The sequence below is a fragment of the Enterocloster aldenensis genome, assembly GCF_003434055.1.
In the GTDB taxonomy this organism is placed as follows: domain Bacteria; phylum Bacillota; class Clostridia; order Lachnospirales; family Lachnospiraceae; genus Enterocloster; species Enterocloster aldenensis.
In genome coordinates this window covers 299,661-324,734 of record NZ_QVEX01000004.1, presented here as the reverse complement: position 1 = coordinate 324,734, position 25,074 = coordinate 299,661, and the positions used below count along the sequence as shown (strand labels likewise).

The window sequence follows — 25,074 nt, the reverse complement described above, 5'->3', positions numbered from 1 at the left end:
AAGGTAATTTAAAGAGCCTGCTATAGGCCCTTTTTCATTTCAGATTATTCATCATCTTTGTGCCCGTTGCAATGAAGGCCTCCAGCTCCTCCTCTGGTATGCCTTTGGTCACCAGGCGTTCCATTTCCAGGATATCCTTTAAGACCTGCCCCTCCAGCATGACCCCCTTATCAGTGGGCATGATTTTCTTCAGCCTGGCATCATAGGAAACCCCTTCACGGTAAATCAGCCCTTTCTTCTCCATGAGCTTGAGAAGTTCAGTAGCTGTTGAGCGGCGCAGGTTGAATTCCTCCTCCACATGTTTCTGGAACAGGTCCTGCTCCCTGCACCTGCCCAGTATGAAATGAAGGACAGCGTCCTGTACCGGGGTCAGCCCTGGAATCCTATCCAGACTGTGGATTTTGCGCCGGATCAGGTTGGAAAGTGTTGCAATGAGACGCACCGTTGGATTCACAGCCATTGGCTGATGCTCCTTTCATGAATCGTATATCTGTTAGTTACCTAACAATATTACGGCCAAATCATCGGGATGTCAACTGATTTCACACATTTTTAACAGTCCTGCACCCACAATATTTCCTGTTTTTCAGGAAAAACCCGATTTACAACCTGGATTTTCCTGATATAATTGGAAAGGACGCCGGGGCTTTACATACAGCCAGCCACGCAGCCCGGCCACATTATTTTACATATGAGGGGGCATTATGGAAAGCAATGGAACACAATTTAAATCTGGATTAAAGGACGGCATTCCCATTGGCCTGGGATACCTGGCTGTTTCCTTTACCTTCGGGATCATGGCCAGCGGCGCGGGCCTTAACACCTGGCAGGCAGTGGTCATGTCATTTACCAACCTCACAAGCGCGGGGCAGTTCGCGGCCCTGGGCATCATCCAGGCCGGGGCCCCCTTTGTGGAAATGGCCGCCGCCCAGCTGATCATCAACCTGCGGTACTGCCTGATGTCCTGTTCCCTGTCCCAGAAGCTTAAGGCAGGACTTCCCTTTTTCCACCGTTTCTTAATATCTTATGGCGTTACCGATGAAATATTCGGGGTTTCCGTGTGCCGCCCCGGCATGCTGAGCCCGTTTTACAGCTATGGGCTGATGTGCCTGGCTGTTCCGGGGTGGACCCTGGGCACCCTGTTAGGCGCCATCTCCGGCGACCTGCTGCCTGCCCGTCTCTTAAGCGCCCTTAACGTGGCCCTTTACGGCATGTTCCTGGCCGTGGTCATACCACCTGCAAAGGGCAGCAAGGTCCTTACCTGGGTCATCCTTGTATCCATGGCGCTCAGCTGGATGTTTACCTGGATACCGGCGCTGAACCACATATCATCTGGCTTTAAGATCATTATACTCACCATACTGGTTGCAGGTGCAGCCGCAATCCTATTTCCATTAAAGGAGGAACAGGCCAATGAACCGTAACGTGTATCTTTATATCCTGGTCATGGCAGGCGTGACCTACCTGATACGTCTCCTGCCGCTGACATTGATAAAAAAGGAGATTAAGAATGTTTATATAAAATCCTTTCTTTACTATGTGCCTTACGTAACCCTGTCCGTCATGACCTTCCCGGCCATCCTGCACGCCACGGCCTCCCTGTGGTCGGGCGCCGCTGCCCTGGCCGTTGCGGCCGCCCTGGCCTACAGGGGGAAAAGCCTGTTCCAGGTATCGCTGGCAGGGTGCGGCGCAGTGCTGGTATTGGAACTCCTGATGGTCTGACATAATAAAAAACGTGTCCTGGGGCTGCCGCAGATCCGGCAGTCCCGGGACACGTTTCCTATTACAGGGATAACCCTCCCCTGGCCCGCGCCCTCCTGTCCCGGATGGACTGGACCACCGGCACCATGAAGATCGCCACGATGCCGCCCGCATACCCGTTGTTGTACAGGTTCATACCTCCGTATACGATTCCCACGTTCAGCGCCACGGACGAGTGAAGGAAACCGGCTATGATACCTGCCACAGCCCCGAACTCTCCTGCCACAGGAGCCAGGGTGGTGGAAAACAGCAGGGCCAGCATGGGGGATGGCTGATAAATCTCCCATGTCTTCGTAAAGCTGGCAAGGTACACGCCCAGCATGATGGGGGCAATGTTCCTCAGGTGCTTTCCAGTGGAACTGAAGCCCACAATGGTAAAGATGCCGCAGATGGTGGGCCCGTTTAAATCACCGCCCACTGCCAGGGAAAAATAGGTTGCGAACAGGCCATTAATCCCCATATTAAACACAGTGGTGGCCCCGCCCTCATCCCTGAGATAATCGGTTCCTCCAATCCCATAGGATTTGAGTATCCTTTTATAGGATTCCCACAGCCCTCTCCCCCTGACAGCAACCCCGAATACAACCATGCCGCCAAAGAGGACCGTCAAAAGAATCCCGAACATCATGTTATGGCCCGTGGACCAGATGAGCCTGGATTCCACCTCAATCCCAAAGGACTTGACCAGCGATATAATGACAGTTGCAATGATTCCCGCCGCAAACCCCACATTGTAGAGGGAATATCCCTTATGGGCATAGTGGACATGGGTACTTAAAGGCGGGAGCACGAAGCCGATGACAATGCCCACGCTGACCGCTATGAACAGACGTATGACAACCGGCTGGCTGCCCACCTGCATCATCTGCGTGATGATGGGCGAAAGGCTGGTCCCGTACAGGCCGATATAGATATAACGTTTCATGGATGTTTTATGGTATTTGGCATACAGGTATACGCCTGCAAGAATTGCCCAGATATTCAGAAGGTTTTTTCCGAACAGGGAAAAACCAAACATCAGGCAGCTGGAAGTGATTGTATGGCCATCCATATCCATGCCCATAAAATAAATGATCCCGATGCTCATCAGGGTCAGCACGCCTGCGTTAATCAAAGCAGCCCCCACGCCGCCCACTACAAAATAATCCGTTATCAGGAAATCCGGTTCCCTGATGATATTCACAATTCCTGGGACAATTTCCTGCAAGGGCTGGACCACCAGACCTATGACAATAAAATAAGCCGGAATCAATGAAAGAAGACAAAACTTCTGTTTCCTTGTCAGCGATTTCATTTCATGGAAATGTTCCATATTCTTCATAAAATATCCTCCCAATTACAGCTCTTTTACTATCATAACTGATAGAAGGGCATTTAGCAAAGACATTTTTTACTTTAACTGACAATTCCTCCTAAATTCAACAAACTTATTATTCTTAAGCATTTCAAAATACTTAGCCAGACGTTCATACAGCGGTTCGCATTTTTCACCGAATTCCTCTTTTACCATGACGCCTATCTCAATCAGGTTCCTGTTACCGTCAATCTGTTTCCATACAAAGCTGCCAAAGCAATCCAGCTTGATATGGCTGACCTTGGGTGTGATCCACAGCTTCTGTGCAAGCATTGGGAAAAATCCCCGGTGGACCATGTCAACGGTCACGGTTCCCTGTTCATTTTCCTTCCACGTGAAATCAGGATTCCTCACCGGAATCTGCTCCAGGTAGTTTTTGTCCTTCAACTTAATACGGCCCAAACCAGCGCCTCCTTTCACTTACTATATGATATGGGCAGAAGGTGCCGGGAACCGGCACCTTCTGGATCCGCGCTCCATCTGGATATGGCAGCGCCGTCTTATTTTTTATCTTTATGCCAGATTGTAAACTTAAACATGGTCAGCATCAGGACTGCAAATGCCGCAAGGGAAAGGATCTTGGATGCAGGGCCTGATAGAAATGCACCCAGTCCGTTGTCCATGGCGGACAGGTTCAGGAAGTCAGCCAGGAAACCGCCCCTTGCGCTTGCCAGGGGCACAATGGCAAACACGGCCAATAAGATGCCCACCAGGCCTTCGCCTGCAATCATACCGGAAGTATAGAGGATGCCCTTGTCAATTGCTTCCTTCCTGTCCTCTTCCTTTGCAAACCTGCGCTTTTCATACCAGTGGCGGATCAGGCCGCCAACCATGATGGCCGACGTGGTCCTCAATGGAAGGTAAAGGCCCACCGCAACAGGCATTACCGGAATGCCCAGGATTTCAATCACAACAGCAATGGCAGCGCCTGCCAGAATCATGTTCCATGGAAGGTTGCCGTCCATCACGCCCTCCACCACGGTCTTCATGATCATGGCCTGAGGGGCCGGAAGCTCGGTGGAGCCGTAGCCCCATGCCTGGTTCAGCAGATACAGCACGCCGCCAATGGCAATGGCGGACGACACAACGCCGATAAGCTCGCCGGCCTGCTGTTTCTTAGGCGTGGAGCCAACCAGGAAACCTGTCTTTAAGTCCTGTGAGGTATCCCCTGCAATGGCTGCGATGACACAGATAACGCCTCCTATGGCAATGACGCCCATCATGCTGTCGTGGCCTGAACCGGATACAGCCTTGAGTACCAGCGAGGATACCAACAGGGTTGCAATGGCCATACCGGACACCGGGTTATTGGAGGAACCCACAAGGCCCACAAGCCGTGAGGAAACAGCTGCAAACAGGAAACCGAATACTGCAATCAGCAGCGCCCCCACAAAGGTTACGGGAACAGCCGGCACCAGCCAGATGACCACAACCGCGGCCAGTACGCCCATGAGAACAATGTTCATGGGAATATCCTGGTCCGTGCGCAGGGTGGATGCCTGGCGTCCGCCCTTTAAATCCCGCATTGCATCCATAAAGGTGGAGGCAATCATGGGAAGGGACTTAATCAGGCTTATCATACCAGCGGCCGCCACGGCGCCCGCGCCGATGTAGCGGATATAAGAACCCCAGAGGGCCTGGCTGTTCATATCGCTGATTAATGCGGTGGCCGGTGCGAAAGGCTCCGTAAGGCCGCTGCCGAACAGCTTGATGACCGGCATCAGTATCAGCCAGGAAATGATCCCGCCCGAAAACATGTAGGAGGAAATCTTGGAACCGCATATATATCCCACTCCCGCCAGGGCCGGGAGCACGGACATGCCCACGCCGCCGCCGTATTTGCGCAGATCATAGTCCACGTCGCTTGGGAACAGCTTAAGCCCGTCCGCAATGAACTTATAAAAAGCAGCAATCCCCATTCCGGCAAAAACAACACCGGCTTTGGATCCGCCCTGTTCCCCCGCAATCAGGACCTCGGCGCAGGCCGTGCCTTCCGGGTACGGGAGTGTTCCATGTTCTTTCACGATCAGGGCCTGGCGCAGGGGTATCATGAACAGTATGCCCAGAACGCCGCCGCACAGCGCAATCAGGGAAATCTCAACCAGGGACGGGGCGCCCTCCCCCCATTCGCTCATCCACATGAACAGGGCCGGCAGGGTAAAGATTGCGCCGGCTGCCACTGATTCACCTGCAGAACCAATGGTCTGCACCATATTGTTTTCCAATATGGAATCCCTCTTTAATATGACACGGATGACTCCCATGGATATAACGGCAGCCGGAATGGACGCGGACACGGTCATGCCCACCCTCAGGCCAAGATATGCATTGGCCGCGCCAAACAGCACTGCCAGAAGTATACCCAGGATAATGGATACCCCAGTCATCTCCGGAACCACCTTATCTGCTGGTATAAATGGTTTAAAACCATTTTCATCTTTCATGTAACTATCACTCCTTTGTATATAATATTGCCCTATTATAACACTGAAGGAAAATAATTTCCATGTTTTTTCGGAAAATGGTAAAAATTACATGAATTTTCTAAAGTTTTATCGCATTTTTTGGCAAAAATATGGCTTATATCCTTAATTATATTAATCCATGTTTCATAATCAAGGGCGGAAGCCGGAAATATTTTCTTATTTCTCATTGAGTCTTTCTTGTTCGCAGGTGAACTTAAGTCCCCAGGATGCCCGTATTGCATCCATCAGTTCCAGTACGGCCAGCGTATCCTTTTCCTTCAGCACATCGCTGGTATACATGCCTTCCTTCACACACCGGCTCACTTCCCGGATCTGGTATTCAAACCCATTGATTTCAAAGGGCATGCAGATTTCCTGGGGCTGTCCGCCATACGGGCATACCACCAGCTTCTCAGCCATCTGATAATCCGGCAGGCAGATGAATCCGGATGTACCGTACACAACCCCTTCCCTTGGCATTGCCATGCCTATGGACGTGGTCACGGATGCGGTGCGGTTTCCCGGATAATTCAGCAGGATGGAACTGAAATCATCCGTACCATGCTCATTGATATGATGGCTGGACATAAAACCCGAAGGCTTCTCATCCCCCATCACCATGTGCATGAATCCCAGGTTATAAATCCCGATGTCAAGAAGCGCGCCTCCTCCAAGTGCAGAATCAAACTTCCTGTCCTTCCTGGCACCCTGCGCGGTAAACCCAAAATCACTTCTGGCATAAACCACGTCCCCAATCACGCCCTCTTTTATCAATTCCTGCATCTTCTTTAAGAGGGGAAGGTGGCGGATCCAGAACCCTTCCATGATGAACCGTCCCTTTTCCCTTGCCATGCCAAACAGCAATCTGGCCTCGTCCGCACTGGTGGTAAATGGTTTTTCGCAGAGCACATGTTTTCCCGCGTCCAGGCACAGCCTGCAATTGTCAAAGTGCAGGTTGTTGGGCGTGGCAATATAAACAGCGTCCACCTCCGGGTCCGCCGCAAGGGCTTCATAGGAACCATACCCATGCCGGATGCCATACCTTCCTGCAAATCCTTCCGCCTTTTCCAAGGATCTTGAGCCGCAGGCTGTCAGCTGCTCTTCCCCTCCCATCTTCATTACCGTATCTGCAAATTTTGCAGCGATTGTTCCGGTTGCCATAATGCCCCATTTCATACCCTGCTCCCTCCATATTCCAAATGATATTTACCAGGTCTTTTTCAGTTCCAGGTTCCAGTCCACGGCATAGGGATTAAAGGCGCTGCCCTTCAGTCCCTCATAGATGGAATTCCTGTTTTCCGCCTCTTCCCCGGCCCACGCATCATATCCTTCCAGATAACTGGCAATGAATTCATCCCAGGAGCCATAGGTCTGCTGTATGGCTTTGGCTACCTCCAGGGAACGGTCCAGGGACTCGGTGACCGTATAATACCCTGCCAGATAGTAAAAGCCCAGATTTGACATGGCACGGCTGTAATCCCACGCAGAGCCTGTGGCCCTGGCTGACTCCAGCAGCCGCAAAAGGACCGCGTCCGCGCCGGACCGGTCTGTGACCCCCCAGCTTTCTGACAGCATCTTCCTGTTTTTTTCCTTTATGTAATCATCGGTGAAGCCATCATCCTCACCCTCCACGCCTGACAGCAGCAGTTCGCCGCCATAGGCCCGTATATTATAGCTGTTGTGCTTTGTAAGGATGGCATAGGTTGCATTAAACCACTGTATGACCTGGTTGTCATTATAGGGGTTGGCCTTTTTGTTCAGATACTGCTGGCGGTGGTTCAGGGCATAATCCCCTTCCAGGTATTCCGGCTGGCCGTCCGCCCCCAGCTTGGAACGCGTGAATTTCCCGTCTGCATCAAACTGATACAGGTAATTGCCGATTACCTTTTCGCAGTTCCTGGCAATGTTGCCGGTTTCATCCAGATAAAACATGGAATTGCCGGACTTCTTAAAATCATTGCGCACCATCTGTCCGCTGCTGTCATAATAGTGCCACTGTCCGCCTTCATTCTTCCAGTTCCCATATGCAGTGATGCACAGGAACAGGGAGCAGAGCAGTGTAAGTGCCAATATCCGCCTTGTTTTTGCCGCTTTCCTCATATCCCGCCTCCATTGATGGATCCAATCGCCTGTCCGGCGCTGATGCCGGTGCATTTTCTTCCATTATAACACCTGCGCCCGGATCCTGTCCATCACCCCATACCGAAAACAGGAACCTGGATGCGCCGGCTTGTCTTCACAATCCGGTGTCCGCAGGTTCCTGCCTTTACTGTATCCTGTTATGCTTCCTGTCCTGTACGTGAATAGAATGTAATCAGATACAGGCCGCACAGCCCGACCAGCGCATAAATGACCCTGGTAATCCAGGAAGCATTTCCGAAAATCCATGATACCAGGTTAAAGTTAAAAAATCCAACCAGTCCCCAGTTAATCGCCCCAATCAGGCTTACTGTCAGGGCTGTACAATCTAAAGCCTTATTTCCCATAGATGTTAACCTCCTTATTGTGGACATTTGGCTTATACCCAATAACAGTATGTACCTGAAAATGGTATTTTATACATTTACGGATAAAATGCAGGCCGCACCTCAACGGTATTGTCATTGAGCGTGGTCGCCTCCCCTATATCAGACAGGCGCTGGTGGTGAAGGGCATTGACCAGCAGGCCTGATCCAGACGCGGACATGCCGTACACACCGGTAACTGCCACTGCCCCCCGCGCCATCCGCCCTGAAAGCCTGGCCGTAAATTCCACCTGGGCCAGGTCGTTGCAGGCCGTCACCTTATCCCCATCCCTGATATCGCGTAAAGCCGCATCCATGGGGTGAAGCATAAGTTCCATGGGCCCCCGTTTCCCGGTCAGGTCCTCCCGTTCCAGGAAAATGGAGTTCAGGGTGTATCCACTGGGTACGGCAATGAGACGCAGGGGATATTCCCCGCCATGGGCAGATGTAAACCGCGGCATGGGCTCTGGCTGGCCCGGGTTCACAATCATGATTTTCCCGGTTTCTGTCTTAAAGTCCATGTGGTCCGCAAAGGGCGTGGAAATGACGCCGCCGCTTTCCAGAAGGTTCCAGTCCGCGGCGGATGCTGCCGCAAGCCCTGGTCCTGGATGGGCCAGAAGTTCCTTCACCATGTCCTCCTCAGTGTTCTTAAAATACGCCTCCTCATATCCCATTGCCCCGGCCAGGAGGCGGAACGTATCCCAGTTGCTCTTACAGAGTCCTGCCGGCTCCAGGACCTTGTAAGCAGTACCGAAGGTGCAGTAGCCATAAGCCAGATAACAGTCTGACTGTTCCACGGAAAATGTGGCCGGCAGCAGGATATCCGCATACCTGGCCGTGTCGGTCATGAACCGCTCATGGACAACCGTGAACAGATCCTGTCCCATAAGCCCCTTCACTGTTTCTGCCTGGCTGCTCACCGAACCCACCGGATTACTTCCATATACATAAAGGCTTCTAATGGGAGCCTGTCCATGGGCCCCGTTCAGGGCTTTGGCCAGCTGGTTGATGTTTACCTTCCTGCCCTGCCCGGTCCTGAAATCAGGCCGTGTCACAATGGTATCGTCCACGCAGGGACCAATACCGGGATTGCACCCGCACAGTCCGCCTCCGGGCCTGCCCCATGCCCCGGTTAAGGCAGAGAGTATGGTAATCAGCCGCACGGTCATACCGCCGTTCCCATAACGGGAGGGACCGCTTCCTAGCATGATGGCTGGCCGGGATGCGCGGCCATATTCCATGGCCAGGGCCTCTGTCACGTCTGCCGGGACCCCGGTTATCCCCTCTGCCCACTCAGGCGTATACAGGGGCAGTGTCTCCCTGAACGCAGCATAGCCCCATGCCCGTTCACAAAGGTAGTCTTCGGCAGCCAGCCCTTCCCTTACAAGCACATGCATCATGGCCAGCGCAAGGGCGCCGTCCGTACCAGGCCGTATGAGCACGGTCCCATCGCAGTACGGCGCCATATCCTCTGCGCATGATTCTATTAACACCACACGTTTTCCAGCCTTCCTCATACCGGCCAGAACCGGCATGGACTGGATCCTGGTAGCTTTCATATTGCTGCCCCAGACCAAAAGGAAACTGCTGTGTTCCAGCTCCCGGGGATCCAGGCATCCGGTGCGTCCCATGACAGCCTCATATCCGGCGCCTTTGGCCGAGGAACACAATGTCCTGACCAGTGAACAAGCCCCCATTTTGTTAAAAAAAGCATCCCCGCACTTGCGCTGGATCACGCTCATGACCCCTGAGTAGTAAAACGGAAGGATGGCGTCCCCTCCGTCCCGGCTGAGGATTTCCTTCCATCTTCCGGTTATCTCTGATATGGCTTCGTCCCAGGAAACAGGCACAAACCTGCCCTCCCCCTTTTTTCCAGCCCGCCTCATGGGGGTGAGGATCCGGTTGGGTGAATGGATGGAATCCGCATAACCGTGCATTTTCCTGCAGATCAGTCCATGGGCTGCAGGATGGTCCGGGTCCCCTTTAACCTCCAATATCCGGGTTCCGTCTGTTTTCACCAGCAGGCCGCAGGAGGTGGGGCAGTCATAAGGGCATATTGTTTTTTTCCATTCTGTCATCGTATCTTATATTCTCCCGTGTCATACTTTTTTATCCGTTTATAGCGTCCTTCGGACATGCTTTCAGTATAGATAATCCCAGCCTGTTCGTCAAACACAATCCGTCCCTTTTCCCAGGATATCCTTATCCCTCCCTGTTAAGGGGATTAATCTGGACAGCGCAGTGTTTTACCTGGGGGAACTGTTCCTCCACCATATCGTGTACTTCCCTTGAAATGGTATGGGCCTGCTGCAGGTTCAGGCGCCCATCCACCGCGATTTCAATATCCACATACATCCTTGGACCGAACAGCCGTGTCTTTAAGCCGTCAATCCGCACCACCCCCGGGGGTGCGAGCGCGGTCCTTCTTATAGCCTGCGCAGTCTCCTCATCACAGGCCTTATCCACCATTTTGTCCAGGGCGTCCCGCAGCACATCCAGGGAAGCCTTGCAGATGAATATACAGATTACAATGCTGGCCGCAGGGTCCATGAAGGCAAATCCCATCCGCGCCCCGCATATGCCCACAAACGCCCCCACCGAGGAAAGGGCATCGGAGCGGTGATGCCAGGCATCAGCCTTTAAGGCACTGGAATGTATGGAATCAGCGGCTTTTATGGTATAACGGTACATCCACTCCTTCACCACAATGGAGACAATGGCTGCCGCCAGGGCCATAAGCCCTGGTATGGCCGCGTCCTTTACTTCCCCTGATACCACTTCCCTTACCGCGCCAAAGCCGATTCCCAGCCCTGTGGCACACAGGATGACGGCAAGGAACAGCGCCGCCACACACTCCAACCGTTCATGCCCGTACGGATGTTCCTTGTCTGACTGTTTTGCAGACATGGATACGCCCGCCATCACGATCAGGGTGCTGAATACATCCGATGCGGAATGGACCGCATCAGATATCATGGCATGGGAGCGGCCCAGGATACCGGCAGCCAGTTTCCCGCACGTCAGGACCACGTTCACCGCAATGCTGACCTTTGAGACGTGCATGGCGGTATCTTTATGTCCGGCCGTACGGCTGTCTGCCGGATGGTTGTTTGCTGGATGGCGTTCTGATTCATGATACTTTTTTGAATCATATTTTACTGTATGATGCTTTATTCTGCGGCGCTTTCCTGTATGGAATTTCCTTGTACGGCTTTCCCCCATATGGCTTTCCCCCATATGGCTTTCCCCTGTACGGCTTTCCCCCATATGGCTTTCCCCTGTACGGCTTTCCCCTATAAGGTGCTCCCCTGTGAAGTCAGTTCCTGTCATATCTTTCCCTCCCATAAACCAGTACACGGCCCGGATAATAAAAAAACACCTGCAGGACAATACGAGTAAACGACTGTCCCGCAGGTGTTTCCTACCTGCTGCCGCCAGGGTCTGTTGGAAGATTCATTCCCGCCAGCTGACGGAAAACGGTTTTCAAACACACCCTGGGTGCGGCCCGGCTCCTCCATGGATGTTCCATCCACTTTAAGGCCTGATCAGATTGTACTGTAGCAATATATGCAGTGCAATAGATACGGATGTCAGGAATGGATTTTGACCAATCCCCATATCCGTTTGTATTATGGTATGAGGATCGGGAAGGATTGGTGCATGATGCAGGCCTGCCCGCACTTACAGAAGGTGTTTCCTAAGCTCAGCCCCATCCTGGGCGCTAAGATATGCCGGCGCAATGTCTAATACGGTCCTGCAGCCCGTCTGCCCTTCACGGCTCAGCCTGTACGCCGCCCTGGCATATGCGGTTATGACGGATGCTGTGAACTCCGGATTGGAGTCCAGCTTTAAGCTGTACTCAACCACATGGCTGTTTTCATCCTCCCAGCCCGTCCTTCCTGTGCGGATGACAAATCCTCCATGAGGGATTCCGGCATGGTCGCGCATCAGTTCATCCTCTGATATGAAATGGACGGTCGTGTCATAGTCCGCAAAATAATTAGGCATGGTCACGATTGCCTCTTCAATGGCCTTTTTATCGGCGCCGTCTTCCGCCACCACAAAGCATTCCCTGGTATGTTTCTGCCTGGTGGTAAGGTCCGGCCCTGTGCCGCTTCTCACGGCTTTCAGGGCGTCCTCCACCGGTATGGTGTACTGCCTGGCGTCCTTTACCCCTTGAATCCGGCGGATGGCATCCGAATGCCCCTGGCTCACGCCCTTGCCCCAGAAGGTATAATCCTTCCCCCCAGGCAGGATGGCTGCCCCATACAGGCGGTTCAGGGAGAACATGCCCGGATCCCAGCCCACGGAAATGATTCCTACATGTCCGCCCTCCTTTGCGGCCTTGTCAACCGCGTCAAAGTGCTGCGGGATGTTGGCATGGGTGTCAAAGCTGTCAATGACGTTAAAATACCTTGCCATGTCCGGCGTCTGTTTTGGAAGATCCGTGGCGCTGCCTCCGCAGAGGATCATCACATCGATATCATCCTTCATGGAAGGCGCGTCCCCGGCAGATAAAACCTTTGCCCCCTCTGTCAGGATGGTCAGGCTGCCAGGATCCCTTCTTGTAAAAACAGCTGCCAGTTCCATGTCCGGATTGTGTTTAACCGCACACTCCACACCCCTGCCCAGATTACCGTATCCTAAAATTCCAACTCTGATTGTCATGTAAGAACACTCCTTTGTATTGGATTTAATTTTTGTAAATTATACTATAAGTTAGTGGTTCATGGCAAGCAGATTTCCTTACATGGCCCCTCCCCGACCTTCAGGATCTTATCATATGCAAGCTTCGGGCCGCCTTTAAAAGTAACTGTCCCGCAGTTAACATATCCGTTTTTTATCAATATGTGCTGCATGCGTGTGTTGGGGAAATCCGTGTCCGCGCGGATGATGGAAACCATATTCTGCCTGCAGATTCCTTCAATCAGCCGGAAAGCAGAATCCGCCATCCCATCTTCCGGCAGATTTTCGAGCAGTATCTCCGGGAAAAAAACATTATCCTTGACCATACCATTGAGCTGTGGAGTATTCCAACCATTAAAAATCTTGTAAAAAACAATGTGGGTATTTCGTATCTGCCAACATTCACGGTAGAGGAGGAACTGGGAACCGGGGAATTAGAAGCAATACATACTGATATTGGGGATAAGACCATCACAGCGGTTTGCGTCCATCATAAAAACAAATGGCTCAGCCCCCTGATGCAGCTGTTCATCGACCTGTGCGTATCAATATCCGCCTGATCATCCAAGGACAATCCTGGTCCCGCTCTCCCCAATCATGGCTAACGGAGCCTTTTCCAGGGATGCGATTACCGATTTCCTGCCCTTTTTGCCGCGGGCAAATTCCATGGCCGCCTCTACCTTGGGAAGCATGCTGCCCGGCGCAAAGTGGCCCTGGCTGCATAAGCGTTCCGCTTCCTGCACCGTAATCTCCCTAAGCTCCCTCTGGTCAGGTTTTCCGTAATTGACAGCCACGCGGTCCACGGCCGTAAGGATAAAGAGATAGTCCGCATCCACCAGCTCCGCCAGCCTGGCCGAGGCAAAATCCTTGTCTATGACAGCCGGCACGCTTTCATAATCCCCGTTCTCATCCAGCACCACCGGAATCCCGCCTCCGCCGCAGGCAATGACAATGAACTCATGGTCCAGAAGATTCAAAATGGAATCCTTTTCCGCGATATCCATGGGTTTTGGTGAAGCCACCATCTGCCGGTAGCCCCTGCCCGCGTCTTCCTTCATACACAGGCCCGGATTTTCCGCCATCATCTTAAGTGCCTCGTCCTCCGGGTAAAAACTGCCAATGGGTTTGGTTGGATTTAAGAAGGCAGGGTCCTCCTTATCAACCACAATCTGCGTCACCACGGTTGCCACATGCCAGGGCATGCCCTCCCGGCGCAGCTCCTTCTTAATCCCCTTCTGCAGATGGAACCCGATGTATCCCTGGCTCATGGCCGTGCACTCCGGCAGTTCAAAGGCCGGAACCTTTCCATCCACCGCGCTTGCAGTGTCAAACGCCTGGCGTATAATCCCCACCTGGGGGCCGTTTCCATGGCTGATGATGATCTCATGCCCTTGTTTTATAAGTCCGATAAGGGCCGGAGCCGCATTGTCAATGCGCTCCTGCTGCTCCTTCGGCGTATTGCCCAGGGCATTGCCGCCCAGGGCTATTACGATTCTTGACATAATATACCCTCTCCCTTTTCTGTCAGCTATTCTTTTCTGTCAGTTATCCTTGCCTGTCCTTACGTCCGGCCCGGTATCCCTATCCTCTGTGCGTAACCGCTCATGCCTTTGGCTGCTGCTGTGTAATACAGTGGATGTTGCCGCCGCCCAACAGGATTTCCCTGGCGTAAAGCCCTACCACCCTGCGGTCCGGGAAACATGCTTCCAATGTCTTCCTGGCCTGCTCATCATTCTCATCATGGAACATGGGGAATACCACTCCGCCGTTTGCAATATAGAAGTTTGCATAGGAAGCAGCCAGCCTGTCGCCCTCCATGCGCGGAAGCGTCCCGTCCACAGCGTCCACGCCCTCGCTTTCCTCTTTTGTGATAAGGATGTTCCTGGGAAGCATCAGCTTGTGGATTTTAAGCCTGCGCCCCTTGGCGTCTGTCTCGGTGCTCAGCACGGCGTATGCCTTCTGGCAGATATCATACTGTGGGTCATCCTTGTCGTCGGTCCATGCAAGGATTACCTCTCCCGGGGCAATATAATGGATGATATTATCCACATGCCCGTTGGTCTCATCATTGTAAATGCCAAGCGGGATCCAGATGATTTTCTCCAGGTTCAGGTACTCCTTCAGCACCCCCTCAATCTCTTCCTTTGTGAGATGGGAGTTCCTTCCTTCGCTTAAAAGACACTCCTGCGTGACAATCAGCGTGCCCTCCCCGTCCACATGGATGGAGCCGCCTTCCAGGACAAAGTCATCCAGACGGTATCTGTCCTTGCGCTCAATGTCGCAGACCTTCCTGGCCACATGGTCATCCTTATCCCATGGGAAATACAGTCCGTCCACCAGTCCGCCCCATGCGTTAAAGGACCAGTCCACGCCCCTGACTTCAGATCCATTGGTCACAAAAGTAGGGCCGCAGTCACGGATCCAGGAGTCATCGGTGGACATTTCCACCACACGCACCTCCTCAGGAAGCTGGGACCTGGCGTTGTCATACTGGGCATTGCTTACGCACACGGTCACTGGTTCAAACTGGCTGATGGCCTTTGCCACTTCCACAAAAACCTTCTGGGCCGGTTTGGCGCCCAGTCTCCAGTTATCCGGACGTTCGGGCCAGATAATCCAGCACCCGTCATGGGGCTCAAATTCTCCCGGCATCCTGAAACCGTCCTGTTTTGGTGTAGTTGTATGTGTTTTCATATAAAATACCTTCCTCTCGTCATACTATTATTTTTTCTTTCTCCATGGCCGCCTCTGTCCTGACTAAAGGCGCCTTTCCTTTTTTAGCTGCCAGCAATTCCCCCACGCCGATGAATACAACAGAGCCAATGGTAATGGGCAGCACTTCATTTAATGTCTGGGCATCAAAGCTCATGGGCACTGCAATGAATACCAGGGAAATGACTATCATGATCATGGGGAGGGCTGCCAGGACCTTTAAGAACGCCCTGCCTCCTCCCACCTTAAAGGGACGTTCTGTTTCCGGGTCAATGGAGCGCAGCTTCAGGAACGCCGGGAATACGGGCAGGTATGCCAGCAGGAACATCACAAGGTTCAGTGCAAAGAAGCTCCAGAACAGGTCCTGGTTCGGAAGGATGGGAGCAATGACCACAACCACGCTGGCCACGATACCGTTCATCATGGCAGCGCCCACCGGCATGCCGTTCTTCACGCTCTTTCTGGCAAATACCTTTGGCATATCCCCCTGTTCGGCCGCATAACCGGCCACATTGTTCACGCCCAGGGACCAGGAAATCATATTGCCGAACAGCGTGAGCACAAACATGATTGCCATGATGGAAATGAACAGGCCGCCTGTCTGACCGGTCAGCAGCTGAAGGCTGTCAATGAGCCCGCTGCTGGTGCTGACCTCAGCGGTGGGGATTGCCACGCCGATTCCAAAGGCAGAGAATATGTAGATTGCCGCAATCACAAGACCGCCTGAAACAATGGCCTGGGGAATCTGTTTTTTGGGATCCTCCATATCGTCCGCAAAGGTGCACACCACCTCAAACCCCAGGAAATTAAACAGGATGACAGATATGAAGGACAGGCTCTTTGTATCAAAGCTGGGCATCAGTGAAGCAGCCGTGTACTCGTTAGCCACCCCATGGGTCACTGCGCCGTATATGCCAAGTCCGCCTACAATTACAGCCAGCAGCACCTTAATCAGGGCAGCGCCGTTGAGAATCCACACACTGTCGCACACAGGGAAAAAACTGATAGCCACAATCACCCAGATAAATGCCAGTTCAATGATTAATGAGGGAATGACCCCAATGGGACGCCCGATGACAATGCTGAGCATTTCAGGGCACATCACTGCCAGGGATGCCATCCACAGTGGGAAATTAATCCAGTAATACCAGGAAACCCGGGTTCCCCATTTGGAGCCAAAGGCCTTTCTCACCCAGTCATACAGCCCGCCTTCCCCGTCGTAGGTGGTGCCCAGTTCCGAGGCAATCAGCCCATAGGGCAGCAGAAAGGTAAGCATGAGGAAAATCCACCAGAAATATTGGGAGTTTCCGATTGCAGCCACCGGCGCCGCTGCTTCTGCCACAAATACAACGCAGATAACGGACAGGATTGCATCTGTTAATTTGAATTTTTTCTTTCCATGTGTTTCAGCCATGTGTTTTGCCCCCTTTTATGCTGAATTACAGCGTTCTTTTTAAGAATACTTCCAGGTCCGCCTTTGCATTTGCTTTTTCCTCTTCGTCCGCTTTTTTCTCAGCCTGTCCCAGGAAATATACAAGCAGTCCCCGCATGGCGGTCAGGCGGTTCTCTGCCTCGTCAAACACAATGGAATAACCTGCGTCAATCACTTCATCCACAACCTCTTCCCCTCTGGAGGCAGGCAGACAGTGCATGAATTTCACATGGGGCGCGGCCTTGGCCATCATGGCAGGGGTTACCTGGTATTTCGGATAGAAGATAGCCATCCTCTCCTCCTCGGAAAGCTCTGCGTCATACAGTCCGTACCATACGTCTGTGTAAACGAAATCCGCGTCCTTAAGGGCTTCATCTTCATCATCCGTAACCAGGAAGGTGCCTCCGCTTATCCTGCAGTTTGCCTCTGCGATTGCCCTGTGGTTTTCATTTAACTGGTAGCCTTGCGGCCCAAAGTGTACAAAATTCATTCCCATCTTGGTGGTGATGAACATTAAGGAAGCACATACCTGGGTGGCGTCCCCTACGAATACAACCTTGCAGTCTTCTAATTTCTTACCTGCCGGCAAATGCTCAATCATGGTGCACAGGTCGCCCATTTCCTGGGTTGGATGGTTATAGTCAGACATGCCGTTGATAACTGGGATTGTTGCGTTCTTAGCCAGGTCGGCCACACTCTTGTGGCGGTCCACACGTGCCATAAGGATGTCTACCAGACGGGACAGGACCGCGCTTGTATCTTCGATTGTCTCATGTCCTCCTAACTGGATCTGTCCCGGAGCCAGGTACTGTGCATGTCCCCCTAACTGCTCCATGGCAGTCTCAAAGGAAACCCTTGTCCTGGTGGAGGACTGCTGGAAAATCATACCCAGGGATTTATTCTTTAATAATTGCGGGTAGTAACCGGCCTTGATGCATCGCTTAATCTTTAATGAAAGATGAATGATGTCCATCAGTTCCTCCTTGGTAAATTCGTTTGTGTCGATGAAATCCTTTACTGACATGTTCATTTCCTCCTGTAATATGTTTTTGTTTTTTCGTACGTCCGGATGCGGAGCCTGCCATGCATCATGGATACGGTATCTCCTGAGGCTTCTTGTGTGTCCGGCGCCTTGTGACATCATCATAGCGCCCCGGGGCAGGGTTTAAAATCATCCCCGGGATGGATTCGCAGATATATGACCCCCTCCCGCCGTCTCATGAAAAAGGATGATTTTATTCATACTTTCATCATAAACCAACTAAACTTTCCTAAACTCCTTGTGCATATTGCATAATTTTTTTCAGATTTATCCAAAGAAACAATTTGCTAAATCTTCTGTTTTTTGATATATTTTAGGTGCCGCATACAGCAGCATGTCAGAGGAGGATTTCATGGATATACTGATTTTCATTTACAACATTTTCCTTATCGTTCTTTATACAATGGTTCTTACCTTCTGCATCATTAATTACAGGCACAAAAAAAGGCAGTTGACTGCCGCAACCGCCGTTCTCTTCCTTTTTTATATATTAGACAATATCATTATCTACATGACCGAATTCTTAGACGGGTTCTCTGTCCGCTACGACCTGCAGTTCATGAGCGCGCCTGCCTTTAAGACGCTTATATTCCTGGTAACCTCCTTCTGCCTGGTTTCCATCCAGCATCAGGTGCTTCCCCGGCGCCGGAAAAACCGGGATACGGCCGCCCTGGTGCTCTTAGGCCTCAGCCTCCTGTTCATCCCCACCGCGGGATACGGCGCGTTCAAGGTCTGGCTCTATTATCTTCCAGCCCAGCTCTTTACCTTGTATCTGAGCGTTTCCGGACTGCTGTACCTGAAAAAACATCCTGGGGAACTGGACAGGGAAATGCATTCCTATAAAAGCCTGCTGTGGATTACCGCTGTTTTTTCCCTTTTGATATTGGCAGAAGACACCATCGTCATCTTTTCCTTTGACGTCTACTCGGATATCATGGTCAAAATCAATAACCGCAGCTTCTCCGAGGACATGATGAGCATCCTGTATTCAGCGTATGCCCTGGTATACCTGACCCGGCAGCTGCAGGGCCCGCTGATAGAAATCCAGGCCCCTGACATGACGGGAAACGCTTTTCCCGCACCGGATGACGGGATGACGGCGATGACGGATGCAGGGATGACGGCAATGGCGGATGCAGGGGCGTCCGCGCTTTCGGCCGGCAAAACGCAGGCCCCGACAGACAGTACGGAGAAAAAACAGCCGTATGGGCCGGACAGCAACACCGTATTCCTTCATTTTGCCAGCCACTACCAGCTCACCTCACGGGAACAGGATATCCTGAGGATTCTTCTCACGGATAAAAACAACCAGGAAATCAGCGATGCACTGTTCATCTCCATCGGAACGGTCAAGACCCATGTGCATAACATTTTCCAGAAGGTAAATGTGACCAAGCGCAGCCAGCTCCTGAAGGTTTATTTTGAATATCAGAAAGACATGCCCTGGAAATAGGCCTGGGGTGTGTTAGAAAATTCATTCCCCAGGATTGCAGGCAGTTCCTCCCCAACCAGGCTATTGCACGCCACCACCTGGGTCACAAAATCAGCCAGACCTTTGACCTCAATCCTGGATGCCTGCTCATAGTCCAGCCAGCATATCCTTATGTCCCATTTGTCCCATCCAGCCGTTCCATCACCGGCCACTCCCTCTCAATGTAAAACATCTCGTTCAGCATCAGCCAGTTGGCCCTGAAAAGGCTCATCAACTGCCAGTACCCGACCCCTGACAATTCATATTCCTTGATAAGGTCAAACTTGGCCTTAATGCTCCTCACATCCTCAAACCACACCTCATGCTGGATTCCGTACTGCCAATACCGGAAGTAGGGGGACATGGCAGTCTCATCAAATCGTATATCCACGCCAAAATCAATGGCAAGCTGCACCGCCTGGTGGTTGTTAATGGTTTTGGCCCTGGTCACGCCCCGCTCATAGGGAAGGGCCCAGTCATATCCGTAATTAGGTATGCCCAGACTCAGTTTCTCCCTTGGAATGGCGGTGACCGCATAATCCACCACCCGCCTCACCATGTTGATGGGAGCCACGGCCATGGGCGGGCCCTGGCTGTATCCCCACTCATAGGTCATCAGCATGGCACGGTTGGCCGCCGCACCCAAAAGGGCGTAATCAATTCCCTCATACAAAAGTCCCCTCTGTTCAGCCGAGGTCTTGGGAGCCAGGGCCACGGTAACCGGATACCCGAACAGGTTCATGACCCTGGTGGCCAGGCCCACAAATGCGGCAAAGCCCTCCCTGTCATCTGCCAGCACGTATTCAAAATCAATGTCCAGACCGCCAAACCCCTTTTCCTGCATGGTGCTGCCCAGCTCCCATATGATCCGCTGCTGCAGTTCATGGCTGCGCACCAGGGCCGATACCAGATTATTATTAAAATGCCCGTCTTCCCCCAGGGGGGTCAGTGTCAGGATGGGACGCGTCCCCCATTGCTGCGCCCGCTCTATCATCCACGCATCATCGCTCATGGGCGGAATCAATTCCCCTTCCAGGGTAAAACCATAGGAAAACACCTTCAGTCCATCCAGGTAGGGCAGGGTTTCCTCCAGCACCTCCTCATTGATGAACGGGTATGCATATCCGCTGGTATAGAGCAGTTTCCTTCCCTCCACCGTATTGCCGTCAGAAATATAAAGAGCCTGGCCAACGGCCAGGCGGTATGGGTATTCTATCTGATTGTCCCATAATATTGTTTCTGCTGAAATATTGTATGATTTTGCAATGGAATCCACACTGTCTCCCTGTTTTACCACATATATATCCAAAGCATGCTCCTGAGCCTGTATTTATTGAATTATATGCGGCAGAAGCCAGTCCTAATACGGAAATATCAGCCTGTATCCGCTGCCCGTTTCAGGCAGCCCGCCAATCCGCCGGTTAATCCACCAGGCGTTTGGACATCCATTTCCCGCTTTTCACCCTCATATGGGAGAATATGAATCCAATTGCCCATCCCGTAGGAATGGACCACCAGATGGCGCTGGCGCCTATGTAGTGTGCAAGCAGATAGGCGATTGCCACGCGTGAAAACAGGTTGACGATGGAACTGAGCATGAACGCACCCATGTCCCCGGCGCCGCGCAGCAGGCCGTTGCCCACAAACAGGGCGCCCATCAGCAGATAGAACACTGACACGGTCTTCATATATTTAAGGCCGTAACTCATGGCGCTGCCTTCAGACCCCTGTTCCAGGAACAATCCCAGAAGCTGGGGACCGAACAAGTAGATGAGCAGGGTAATGATGACAGAAAAAATGAACACCATGAACATGCAGGACCGGTATCCCTGTTTTACCCGGTCCACCTTACCTGCCCCAATGTTCTGGGCCGTATAGCTGGACATTGCATTGGAGAAGTTCATATTGGGAAGCATGGCCAGTGTATCAATCTTGGTGGCTGCCGTGTATCCTGCCACAAATACTTTTCCGTATGAATTCACCAGGCCCTGCATCATCATCATGCTGACAGACACAATGGACTGCTGAAGCATGGACGGCACCCCTACCTTTGCAATCCTTCTTGCCGCGTCCAAGTCAAAATAGGAAAATTCCTTTTCCCGGACGCCTGGTCCATCTTCCATCCTCCTAAGCCGGCGGACCAGCACGAAAAATGAGATAAATGCACACAGTCCCTGGGCAATCAGGGTTGCCCAGGCCACTCCGGCCACTCCCATATGGAACTTAATGACAAACAGCAGGTCCAGGACAATGTTGGTCAGGGCCGACACCATCAGGAATTTTAACGGGGTCTGGCTGTCTCCCAGGGCGTTATAGATACCGTTCAGGGAATTATACAGGAAAAGGAACACTGCCCCGCCAAAATAAATCCTCAGATATGCCAGTGAATCTGTCATGATATCCGGGTCCGTCCCCAAAAGCTTAAGCAGGGGAAAGGAAGTCAGTTCCCCAATCCCCATGATGATAAGTCCAATCACGCCCAGGGATATCAGGGCGGTTGACACCGTTACCTTCATTTCCCTGATTTTCCCGGCCCCGAAGAACTGGGAGATGACAACGGTACATCCCATGGAGAGTCCGGCCGCCACTGCCACGGAAAGAAAAACCACGGGAAAGGACGAGCCCACCGCGGCCAGGGCATCCTCGCCCACAAACCGGCCCACCACCATGGAATCCACCATGTTGTAAAGCTGTTGGAACAGATTTCCCACCACCATGGGAACTGCAAAGAAAAACAGAAGCTTTAAAGGTTTCCCCTCTGTCAGGTTATTTATCATATGTACATCCTTCCTTCTGATTGATTTGGCTATGCCTGTATTCCATGGCGTTCTCAGCAATGCGCTTTACAAAATCCTGGTACAGGCAACGCTCCTGCTCCGTAAAGCCGGAAAAGCAGACAGCATCCCATTCTTCAAAAATCCTGTCAATGCCGGACAGGACCTGCCTGCCTTGGGAGGTCAGGCTTACCAGCTTCTGCCGTTTGTTGCTTTCATTCACAACCCGGCAAACCAGCCCCTTCTCCTCCAGTTCCGACAGGTTCCTGGCAATCCTGCCCTTGTCCATGTTAAAATAAATACATACATCCTCCTGGGTACAACATCCCTTGCGCAGAAAATAAAGGATTTTCCCTTCCAGAGGCTGAAGTGCATATTTTTCAAACTCACTCCGTATATACAGCAGCTCGCAGCGGCGGTATATTCCTATATACTGGTTCATACGTCCTCCCTGTCCGTGGTCACATTCATTGCATTATACAACAGTTGCAACAATCAACAATTATAGTAGCTTTTTATATGTCTGTCAAGCATTATGTACCATCAGGACGATAGGAGATTAACCGCATGAGGGATTTTCTGTGTACGGATCATTCCAACGGTTTCCCATTATTAAGGTTTTGTGGTATCATATCTATCAGCAGGAATGTTTTGGCTTAATCAGAAAGACGGAGGTGAAATCATGGTATTCCGAAGGAAATCAGCCAGGGAAGCAGAGTGGGCTGCGCTAAAGAAGCAGGAGGACTGCTTCCTCCAAAACACCGGAAAAAATAGGCAGCCTTTCATAAACCGGCAGCTGGAACGGTTCGTCCCCGACAAACTGTCCTCTGCCCTTGACCTGGCATTCTTTAAGGCATTTGAACTGGTGTTTGAAAAGGGAACCGGTACCATCGAAAAAACATGCCATAAAGAGAACCGTGAGCTGGCTTACAAGGTCAATGCCTACGCCGTGGGTCTGAAGGAAAACAGGAAGAACCTGAAGGCATTTTCCAAACATGCAGGAAACAGCAAAGCCTTCAACCTCCTGGTATCCGGCGCCAGCGGTATGGGACTGGGTGTCCTTGGCATCGGGCTGCCCGATATCCCCCTGTTTACGGGAATGATCCTGAAAGCAATCTACGAGCTTGCCCTGAGCTATGGTTTCACCTATGATACAGCCGGTGAGCAGTGTTTTATCCTAAGATTGATCCGTATCCCCTTTTTATCAGGGCAAGAACGGGTCATGGCTGATGAAGGGCTGAACCGGATGATTACAGAATCCGTATCCCTTTCCCCTGACCAGGCCTTTGCCGGACTCAATAAAAAGGAAGAGATACGTCTGACAGCAGAAGCACTCTCCCATGAACTCTTATATATGAAGTTTCTCCAGGGAATCCCCATTGCGGGCGTGATTGGAGGGATGTATGATGCGGTGTACATGAAGAAAATAACGGATTATGCGGAGATGAAATATAAGCGCCGCTTCCTGGAAGGAATCTGAAAGGCCCTATTTCAATTTACCGGCCAATGCAGCCTGGGCCTTCTCATAATCCTTCCTGTTCACATATATCTTATATTCACAGGAACAGGCGGGATTGGTTCCAAACCGGTCCACCCCGATCGGCCCCGATCCAATGCTGCGCGCCGCAGTGCCGCCTGTATCCACAATATAGTCAATCCCGTACGTATTAAGGACATTCCTGGCCTTGGACTGAAGTTCCATGGAATATGTGACAAGAAGTTCTTTCCTATTAAAAACCGTAATCATGGGCCTTCCCCTTTCACTCTATGATAATTCCTTTTTCCCTGCTTTTTGTGGTTTCATTATATCCTATCCAATGAATCCATGCAAGCATTAACCATGCTTTCCCGGGGATTCCCTGTCTGTCCCTAAACAGCAGCCGTCTTGCTGCCTTCCACATATCCGTATCCGCCCACACTGACTCCTGAAACAGCATCATCCCCACCTTCCACACGGACATATATCCTGGATATGCTGTTTAAATTGCGCCCTTGCTCAAACACATAGCCCGGCTGCTTCAAACCGTACCGGTACAGGTAACAGGCCAGGGCGCAGTTGGATGTACCGGTTGCCGATTCCTCCTTTATTCCATAAAGGGGGGCAAAATTCCTGCATACCGCGGTTAATCCCCCTTCCCCCGCCTCCCTCACAAGCGAAAACGCATGGACACCCACGCAGTCCTTTTCCCGGCTCAGCCTGGAAACCGCTGCAAAATCAGGAATCATCCGTTCCAGGGCCTCCGGGCTGCTTACAGGGACCAGTATATCCTTTAATCCGGTAGAGACAATCTGAATGGGCATGTCATGGGCAAGGATGTCTGTAGGAAAGCATCTTTGCAAATCATCCTTATTAAGGGTTTCATAAAAACGCGGGGCATTCTGCTCCATGAGAATCAGGCCGTCCCCGCTGTCAGTGACCCGCAGGATGCCGGATTTTGTCTCGATTGTATGGCACGGCTTATCCAACCTATGTAAATGCCTCAGCACAGCAAACGTGCCCACGGTTGCATGGCCGCATAAAGGGACTTCCCCTGTGGGCGTAAAATATTCCAGCTTAAAATCAGCCTTCCCTGACTTCAATACAAAGGCTGTTTCCGAATACCCCAACTGATATGCGATTGCGGTTTTTTCCGCCTTATTTAATTTTGTTTCCCCAAGCACCACGCCTGCACGGTTTCCGCCCATATCATCCTTACTGAACGCGCTTGCAACATAAACATTTACCTTCATACTGATATCCTTTCCCCTGCCCTCTTCCCATGGATGCCTGTCATACATGGAAGTCTGTCCTAGGATCTGTTTTTTCACATTCCTCCATTTTCTCATGCTGCCGGTATCTTGTCAAGGATACCGTATACGGCTTATACCGCCAT

26 protein-coding genes and 1 riboswitch are annotated in these 25,074 nt (G+C 51.8%); of the genes, 5 read left to right on the top strand and 21 right to left on the bottom strand.

Annotated elements, in window-relative coordinates; translation table 11 throughout:
* Positions 1–34 precede the first annotated feature (34 nt).
* Positions 35–460, bottom strand: a complete 426-nt coding sequence (locus tag DWX59_RS11580) for a MarR family winged helix-turn-helix transcriptional regulator (RefSeq protein WP_117559176.1) — start codon at positions 458–460, stop codon at positions 35–37.
* A gap of 244 nt (positions 461–704) precedes the next feature.
* Between DWX59_RS11580 and DWX59_RS11575 the strand changes: the two genes are divergently transcribed.
* The gene (locus DWX59_RS11575) at positions 705–1,424 is read left to right on the top strand and encodes an AzlC family ABC transporter permease (RefSeq protein WP_117559174.1); all 720 of its coding nucleotides are present in this window, start codon (positions 705–707) and stop codon (positions 1,422–1,424) included.
* Positions 1,414–1,722, top strand: a complete 309-nt coding sequence (locus tag DWX59_RS11570; protein WP_117559172.1) for an AzlD domain-containing protein — start codon at positions 1,414–1,416, stop codon at positions 1,720–1,722. Before DWX59_RS11575 ends, DWX59_RS11570 begins: the two co-directional genes overlap by 11 nt.
* A gap of 61 nt (positions 1,723–1,783) precedes the next feature.
* Here the strand turns inward: DWX59_RS11570 and DWX59_RS11565 are convergent, their stop codons facing one another.
* The 10 genes from DWX59_RS11565 to DWX59_RS28705 form a co-directional block, all read right to left on the bottom strand.
* Complete coding sequence (locus DWX59_RS11565; protein WP_117559170.1) at positions 1,784–3,082, bottom strand: DUF1576 domain-containing protein; 1,299 nt, start codon at positions 3,080–3,082, stop codon at positions 1,784–1,786.
* A gap of 69 nt (positions 3,083–3,151) precedes the next feature.
* A complete protein-coding gene (locus DWX59_RS11560) occupies positions 3,152–3,517 on the bottom strand; it encodes a PqqD family protein (RefSeq protein ID WP_117559168.1) in 366 nt (121 codons plus the stop codon).
* Between the two features lie 98 nt (positions 3,518–3,615).
* Positions 3,616–5,559: an OPT family oligopeptide transporter gene (locus DWX59_RS11555; RefSeq protein ID WP_117559166.1), complete on the bottom strand. Its 1,944-nt coding sequence runs from the start codon at positions 5,557–5,559 to the stop codon at positions 3,616–3,618.
* A 198-nt stretch (positions 5,560–5,757) separates the two neighbouring features.
* A complete protein-coding gene (locus DWX59_RS11550) occupies positions 5,758–6,756 on the bottom strand; it encodes a Gfo/Idh/MocA family protein (protein ID WP_117559164.1) in 999 nt (332 codons plus the stop codon).
* Between the two features lie 30 nt (positions 6,757–6,786).
* On the bottom strand, positions 6,787–7,680 hold the full coding sequence (locus DWX59_RS11545; RefSeq protein ID WP_227117288.1) for a DUF1266 domain-containing protein: 894 nt from the start codon (positions 7,678–7,680) through the stop codon (positions 6,787–6,789).
* Positions 7,681–7,859: 179 nt separating this feature from the next.
* The gene (locus DWX59_RS11540; protein WP_008722930.1) at positions 7,860–8,066 is read right to left on the bottom strand and encodes a DUF378 domain-containing protein; all 207 of its coding nucleotides are present in this window, start codon (positions 8,064–8,066) and stop codon (positions 7,860–7,862) included.
* 77 nt (positions 8,067–8,143) lie between these two features.
* The gene (locus DWX59_RS11535) at positions 8,144–10,162 is read right to left on the bottom strand and encodes a molybdopterin-containing oxidoreductase family protein (RefSeq protein ID WP_117559160.1); all 2,019 of its coding nucleotides are present in this window, start codon (positions 10,160–10,162) and stop codon (positions 8,144–8,146) included.
* A gap of 124 nt (positions 10,163–10,286) precedes the next feature.
* The gene (locus DWX59_RS11530) at positions 10,287–11,147 is read right to left on the bottom strand and encodes a cation diffusion facilitator family transporter (protein ID WP_117559316.1); all 861 of its coding nucleotides are present in this window, start codon (positions 11,145–11,147) and stop codon (positions 10,287–10,289) included.
* Between the two features lie 338 nt (positions 11,148–11,485).
* Positions 11,486–11,643, bottom strand: a riboswitch (NiCo riboswitch).
* A 122-nt stretch (positions 11,644–11,765) separates the two neighbouring features.
* Positions 11,766–12,752 carry a diaminopimelate dehydrogenase gene (locus DWX59_RS11520; protein WP_117559157.1) on the bottom strand — a complete coding sequence of 329 codons (987 nt, stop codon included), beginning with the start codon at positions 12,750–12,752 and terminating at the stop codon, positions 11,766–11,768.
* A gap of 59 nt (positions 12,753–12,811) precedes the next feature.
* A complete protein-coding gene (locus DWX59_RS28705) occupies positions 12,812–13,096 on the bottom strand; it encodes a hypothetical protein (RefSeq protein WP_165642992.1) in 285 nt (94 codons plus the stop codon).
* On the opposite strand from DWX59_RS28705, the gene DWX59_RS11515 reads away from it, so the two are divergent.
* Positions 12,989–13,330, top strand: coding sequence for a LysR substrate-binding domain-containing protein (locus DWX59_RS11515; protein ID WP_235845026.1), 342 nt, complete (start codon positions 12,989–12,991; stop codon positions 13,328–13,330). The two genes, DWX59_RS28705 and DWX59_RS11515, sit on opposite strands and share 108 nt — an antisense overlap.
* On the opposite strand, the gene arcC is transcribed toward DWX59_RS11515, so the two are convergent.
* The 4 genes from arcC to ptcA form a co-directional block, all read right to left on the bottom strand.
* Positions 13,331–14,272 carry a carbamate kinase gene (gene arcC, locus DWX59_RS11510; protein WP_117559155.1) on the bottom strand — a complete coding sequence of 314 codons (942 nt, stop codon included), beginning with the start codon at positions 14,270–14,272 and terminating at the stop codon, positions 13,331–13,333.
* Positions 14,273–14,372: 100 nt separating this feature from the next.
* Positions 14,373–15,464 (bottom strand): agmatine deiminase, encoded by a 1,092-nt coding sequence (aguA, locus tag DWX59_RS11505; protein ID WP_117559153.1) that lies wholly within the window; start codon positions 15,462–15,464, stop codon positions 14,373–14,375.
* 19 nt (positions 15,465–15,483) lie between these two features.
* Positions 15,484–16,896, bottom strand: coding sequence for an APC family permease (locus tag DWX59_RS11500; protein WP_117559151.1), 1,413 nt, complete (start codon positions 16,894–16,896; stop codon positions 15,484–15,486).
* Between the two features lie 25 nt (positions 16,897–16,921).
* Positions 16,922–17,938, bottom strand: a complete 1,017-nt coding sequence (gene ptcA / locus DWX59_RS11495) for a putrescine carbamoyltransferase (protein ID WP_117559149.1) — start codon at positions 17,936–17,938, stop codon at positions 16,922–16,924.
* Positions 17,939–18,308: 370 nt separating this feature from the next.
* On the opposite strand from ptcA, the gene DWX59_RS11490 reads away from it, so the two are divergent.
* Positions 18,309–19,409: a LuxR C-terminal-related transcriptional regulator gene (locus tag DWX59_RS11490; RefSeq protein ID WP_227117290.1), complete on the top strand. Its 1,101-nt coding sequence runs from the start codon at positions 18,309–18,311 to the stop codon at positions 19,407–19,409.
* Here the strand turns inward: DWX59_RS11490 and DWX59_RS11485 are convergent.
* The 4 genes from DWX59_RS11485 to DWX59_RS11470 form a co-directional block, all read right to left on the bottom strand.
* Positions 19,385–19,600 carry a hypothetical protein gene (locus DWX59_RS11485; protein WP_117559147.1) on the bottom strand — a complete coding sequence of 72 codons (216 nt, stop codon included), beginning with the start codon at positions 19,598–19,600 and terminating at the stop codon, positions 19,385–19,387. The two genes, DWX59_RS11490 and DWX59_RS11485, sit on opposite strands and share 25 nt — an antisense overlap.
* Positions 19,558–20,736 (bottom strand): glycosyl hydrolase family 18 protein, encoded by a 1,179-nt coding sequence (locus DWX59_RS11480; RefSeq protein WP_117559145.1) that lies wholly within the window; start codon positions 20,734–20,736, stop codon positions 19,558–19,560. Before DWX59_RS11480 ends, DWX59_RS11485 begins: the two co-directional genes overlap by 43 nt.
* Before the next feature lie 112 nt (positions 20,737–20,848).
* Positions 20,849–22,204, bottom strand: coding sequence for an MATE family efflux transporter (locus tag DWX59_RS11475; RefSeq protein ID WP_117559143.1), 1,356 nt, complete (start codon positions 22,202–22,204; stop codon positions 20,849–20,851).
* Entirely contained in the window at positions 22,194–22,643 is a 450-nt protein-coding gene (locus DWX59_RS11470) for a MarR family winged helix-turn-helix transcriptional regulator (RefSeq protein ID WP_117559141.1), read from the bottom strand. The genes DWX59_RS11475 and DWX59_RS11470 overlap by 11 nt, the downstream gene beginning before the upstream one ends.
* Positions 22,644–22,883: 240 nt before the next feature.
* Here DWX59_RS11470 and DWX59_RS11465 point away from each other — a divergent pair, with 240 nt between their 5' ends.
* Positions 22,884–23,681 carry an EcsC family protein gene (locus DWX59_RS11465; RefSeq protein ID WP_117559139.1) on the top strand — a complete coding sequence of 266 codons (798 nt, stop codon included), beginning with the start codon at positions 22,884–22,886 and terminating at the stop codon, positions 23,679–23,681.
* 6 nt (positions 23,682–23,687) lie between these two features.
* Here DWX59_RS11465 and DWX59_RS11460 read toward each other — a convergent pair whose 3' ends face one another.
* Positions 23,688–23,948, bottom strand: a complete 261-nt coding sequence (locus tag DWX59_RS11460; RefSeq protein ID WP_117559136.1) for a putative signal transducing protein — start codon at positions 23,946–23,948, stop codon at positions 23,688–23,690.
* Between the two features lie 122 nt (positions 23,949–24,070).
* Positions 24,071–25,009 carry a PhzF family phenazine biosynthesis protein gene (locus tag DWX59_RS11455; protein WP_227116035.1) on the bottom strand — a complete coding sequence of 313 codons (939 nt, stop codon included), beginning with the start codon at positions 25,007–25,009 and terminating at the stop codon, positions 24,071–24,073.
* Between the last annotated feature and the right edge of the window lie 65 nt (positions 25,010–25,074).

What these genes read in the sequence shown, in the direction of transcription:
- DWX59_RS11470 (WP_117559141.1), bottom strand. Translation starts at nt 22,643, where the DNA reads ATGAACCAGTATATAGGAATATACCGCCGCTGCGAGCTGCTGTATATA.
- DWX59_RS11490 (WP_227117290.1), top strand. Translation starts at nt 18,309, where the DNA reads ATGGATATACTGATTTTCATTTACAACATTTTCCTTATCGTTCTTTAT.
- DWX59_RS11550 (WP_117559164.1), bottom strand. Translation starts at nt 6,756, where the DNA reads ATGAAATGGGGCATTATGGCAACCGGAACAATCGCTGCAAAATTTGCA.
- DWX59_RS11555 (WP_117559166.1), bottom strand. Translation starts at nt 5,559, where the DNA reads ATGAAAGATGAAAATGGTTTTAAACCATTTATACCAGCAGATAAGGTG.
- arcC (WP_117559155.1), bottom strand. Translation starts at nt 14,272, where the DNA reads ATGTCAAGAATCGTAATAGCCCTGGGCGGCAATGCCCTGGGCAATACG.
- DWX59_RS11540 (WP_008722930.1), bottom strand. Translation starts at nt 8,066, where the DNA reads ATGGGAAATAAGGCTTTAGATTGTACAGCCCTGACAGTAAGCCTGATT.
- DWX59_RS11545 (WP_227117288.1), bottom strand. Translation starts at nt 7,680, where the DNA reads ATGAGGAAAGCGGCAAAAACAAGGCGGATATTGGCACTTACACTGCTC.
- DWX59_RS11580 (WP_117559176.1), bottom strand. Translation starts at nt 460, where the DNA reads ATGGCTGTGAATCCAACGGTGCGTCTCATTGCAACACTTTCCAACCTG.
- ptcA (WP_117559149.1), bottom strand. Translation starts at nt 17,938, where the DNA reads ATGTCAGTAAAGGATTTCATCGACACAAACGAATTTACCAAGGAGGAA.
- DWX59_RS11465 (WP_117559139.1), top strand. Translation starts at nt 22,884, where the DNA reads ATGGTATTCCGAAGGAAATCAGCCAGGGAAGCAGAGTGGGCTGCGCTA.
- DWX59_RS11570 (WP_117559172.1), top strand. Translation starts at nt 1,414, where the DNA reads ATGAACCGTAACGTGTATCTTTATATCCTGGTCATGGCAGGCGTGACC.
- DWX59_RS11530 (WP_117559316.1), bottom strand. Translation starts at nt 11,147, where the DNA reads ATGCACGTCTCAAAGGTCAGCATTGCGGTGAACGTGGTCCTGACGTGC.
- DWX59_RS11500 (WP_117559151.1), bottom strand. Translation starts at nt 16,896, where the DNA reads ATGGCTGAAACACATGGAAAGAAAAAATTCAAATTAACAGATGCAATC.
- DWX59_RS11575 (WP_117559174.1), top strand. Translation starts at nt 705, where the DNA reads ATGGAAAGCAATGGAACACAATTTAAATCTGGATTAAAGGACGGCATT.
- DWX59_RS11535 (WP_117559160.1), bottom strand. Translation starts at nt 10,162, where the DNA reads ATGACAGAATGGAAAAAAACAATATGCCCTTATGACTGCCCCACCTCC.
- DWX59_RS28705 (WP_165642992.1), bottom strand. Translation starts at nt 13,096, where the DNA reads ATGGTCAAGGATAATGTTTTTTTCCCGGAGATACTGCTCGAAAATCTG.
- DWX59_RS11565 (WP_117559170.1), bottom strand. Translation starts at nt 3,082, where the DNA reads ATGAAGAATATGGAACATTTCCATGAAATGAAATCGCTGACAAGGAAA.
- DWX59_RS11460 (WP_117559136.1), bottom strand. Translation starts at nt 23,948, where the DNA reads ATGATTACGGTTTTTAATAGGAAAGAACTTCTTGTCACATATTCCATG.
- DWX59_RS11520 (WP_117559157.1), bottom strand. Translation starts at nt 12,752, where the DNA reads ATGACAATCAGAGTTGGAATTTTAGGATACGGTAATCTGGGCAGGGGT.
- DWX59_RS11475 (WP_117559143.1), bottom strand. Translation starts at nt 22,204, where the DNA reads ATGATAAATAACCTGACAGAGGGGAAACCTTTAAAGCTTCTGTTTTTC.
- aguA (WP_117559153.1), bottom strand. Translation starts at nt 15,464, where the DNA reads ATGAAAACACATACAACTACACCAAAACAGGACGGTTTCAGGATGCCG.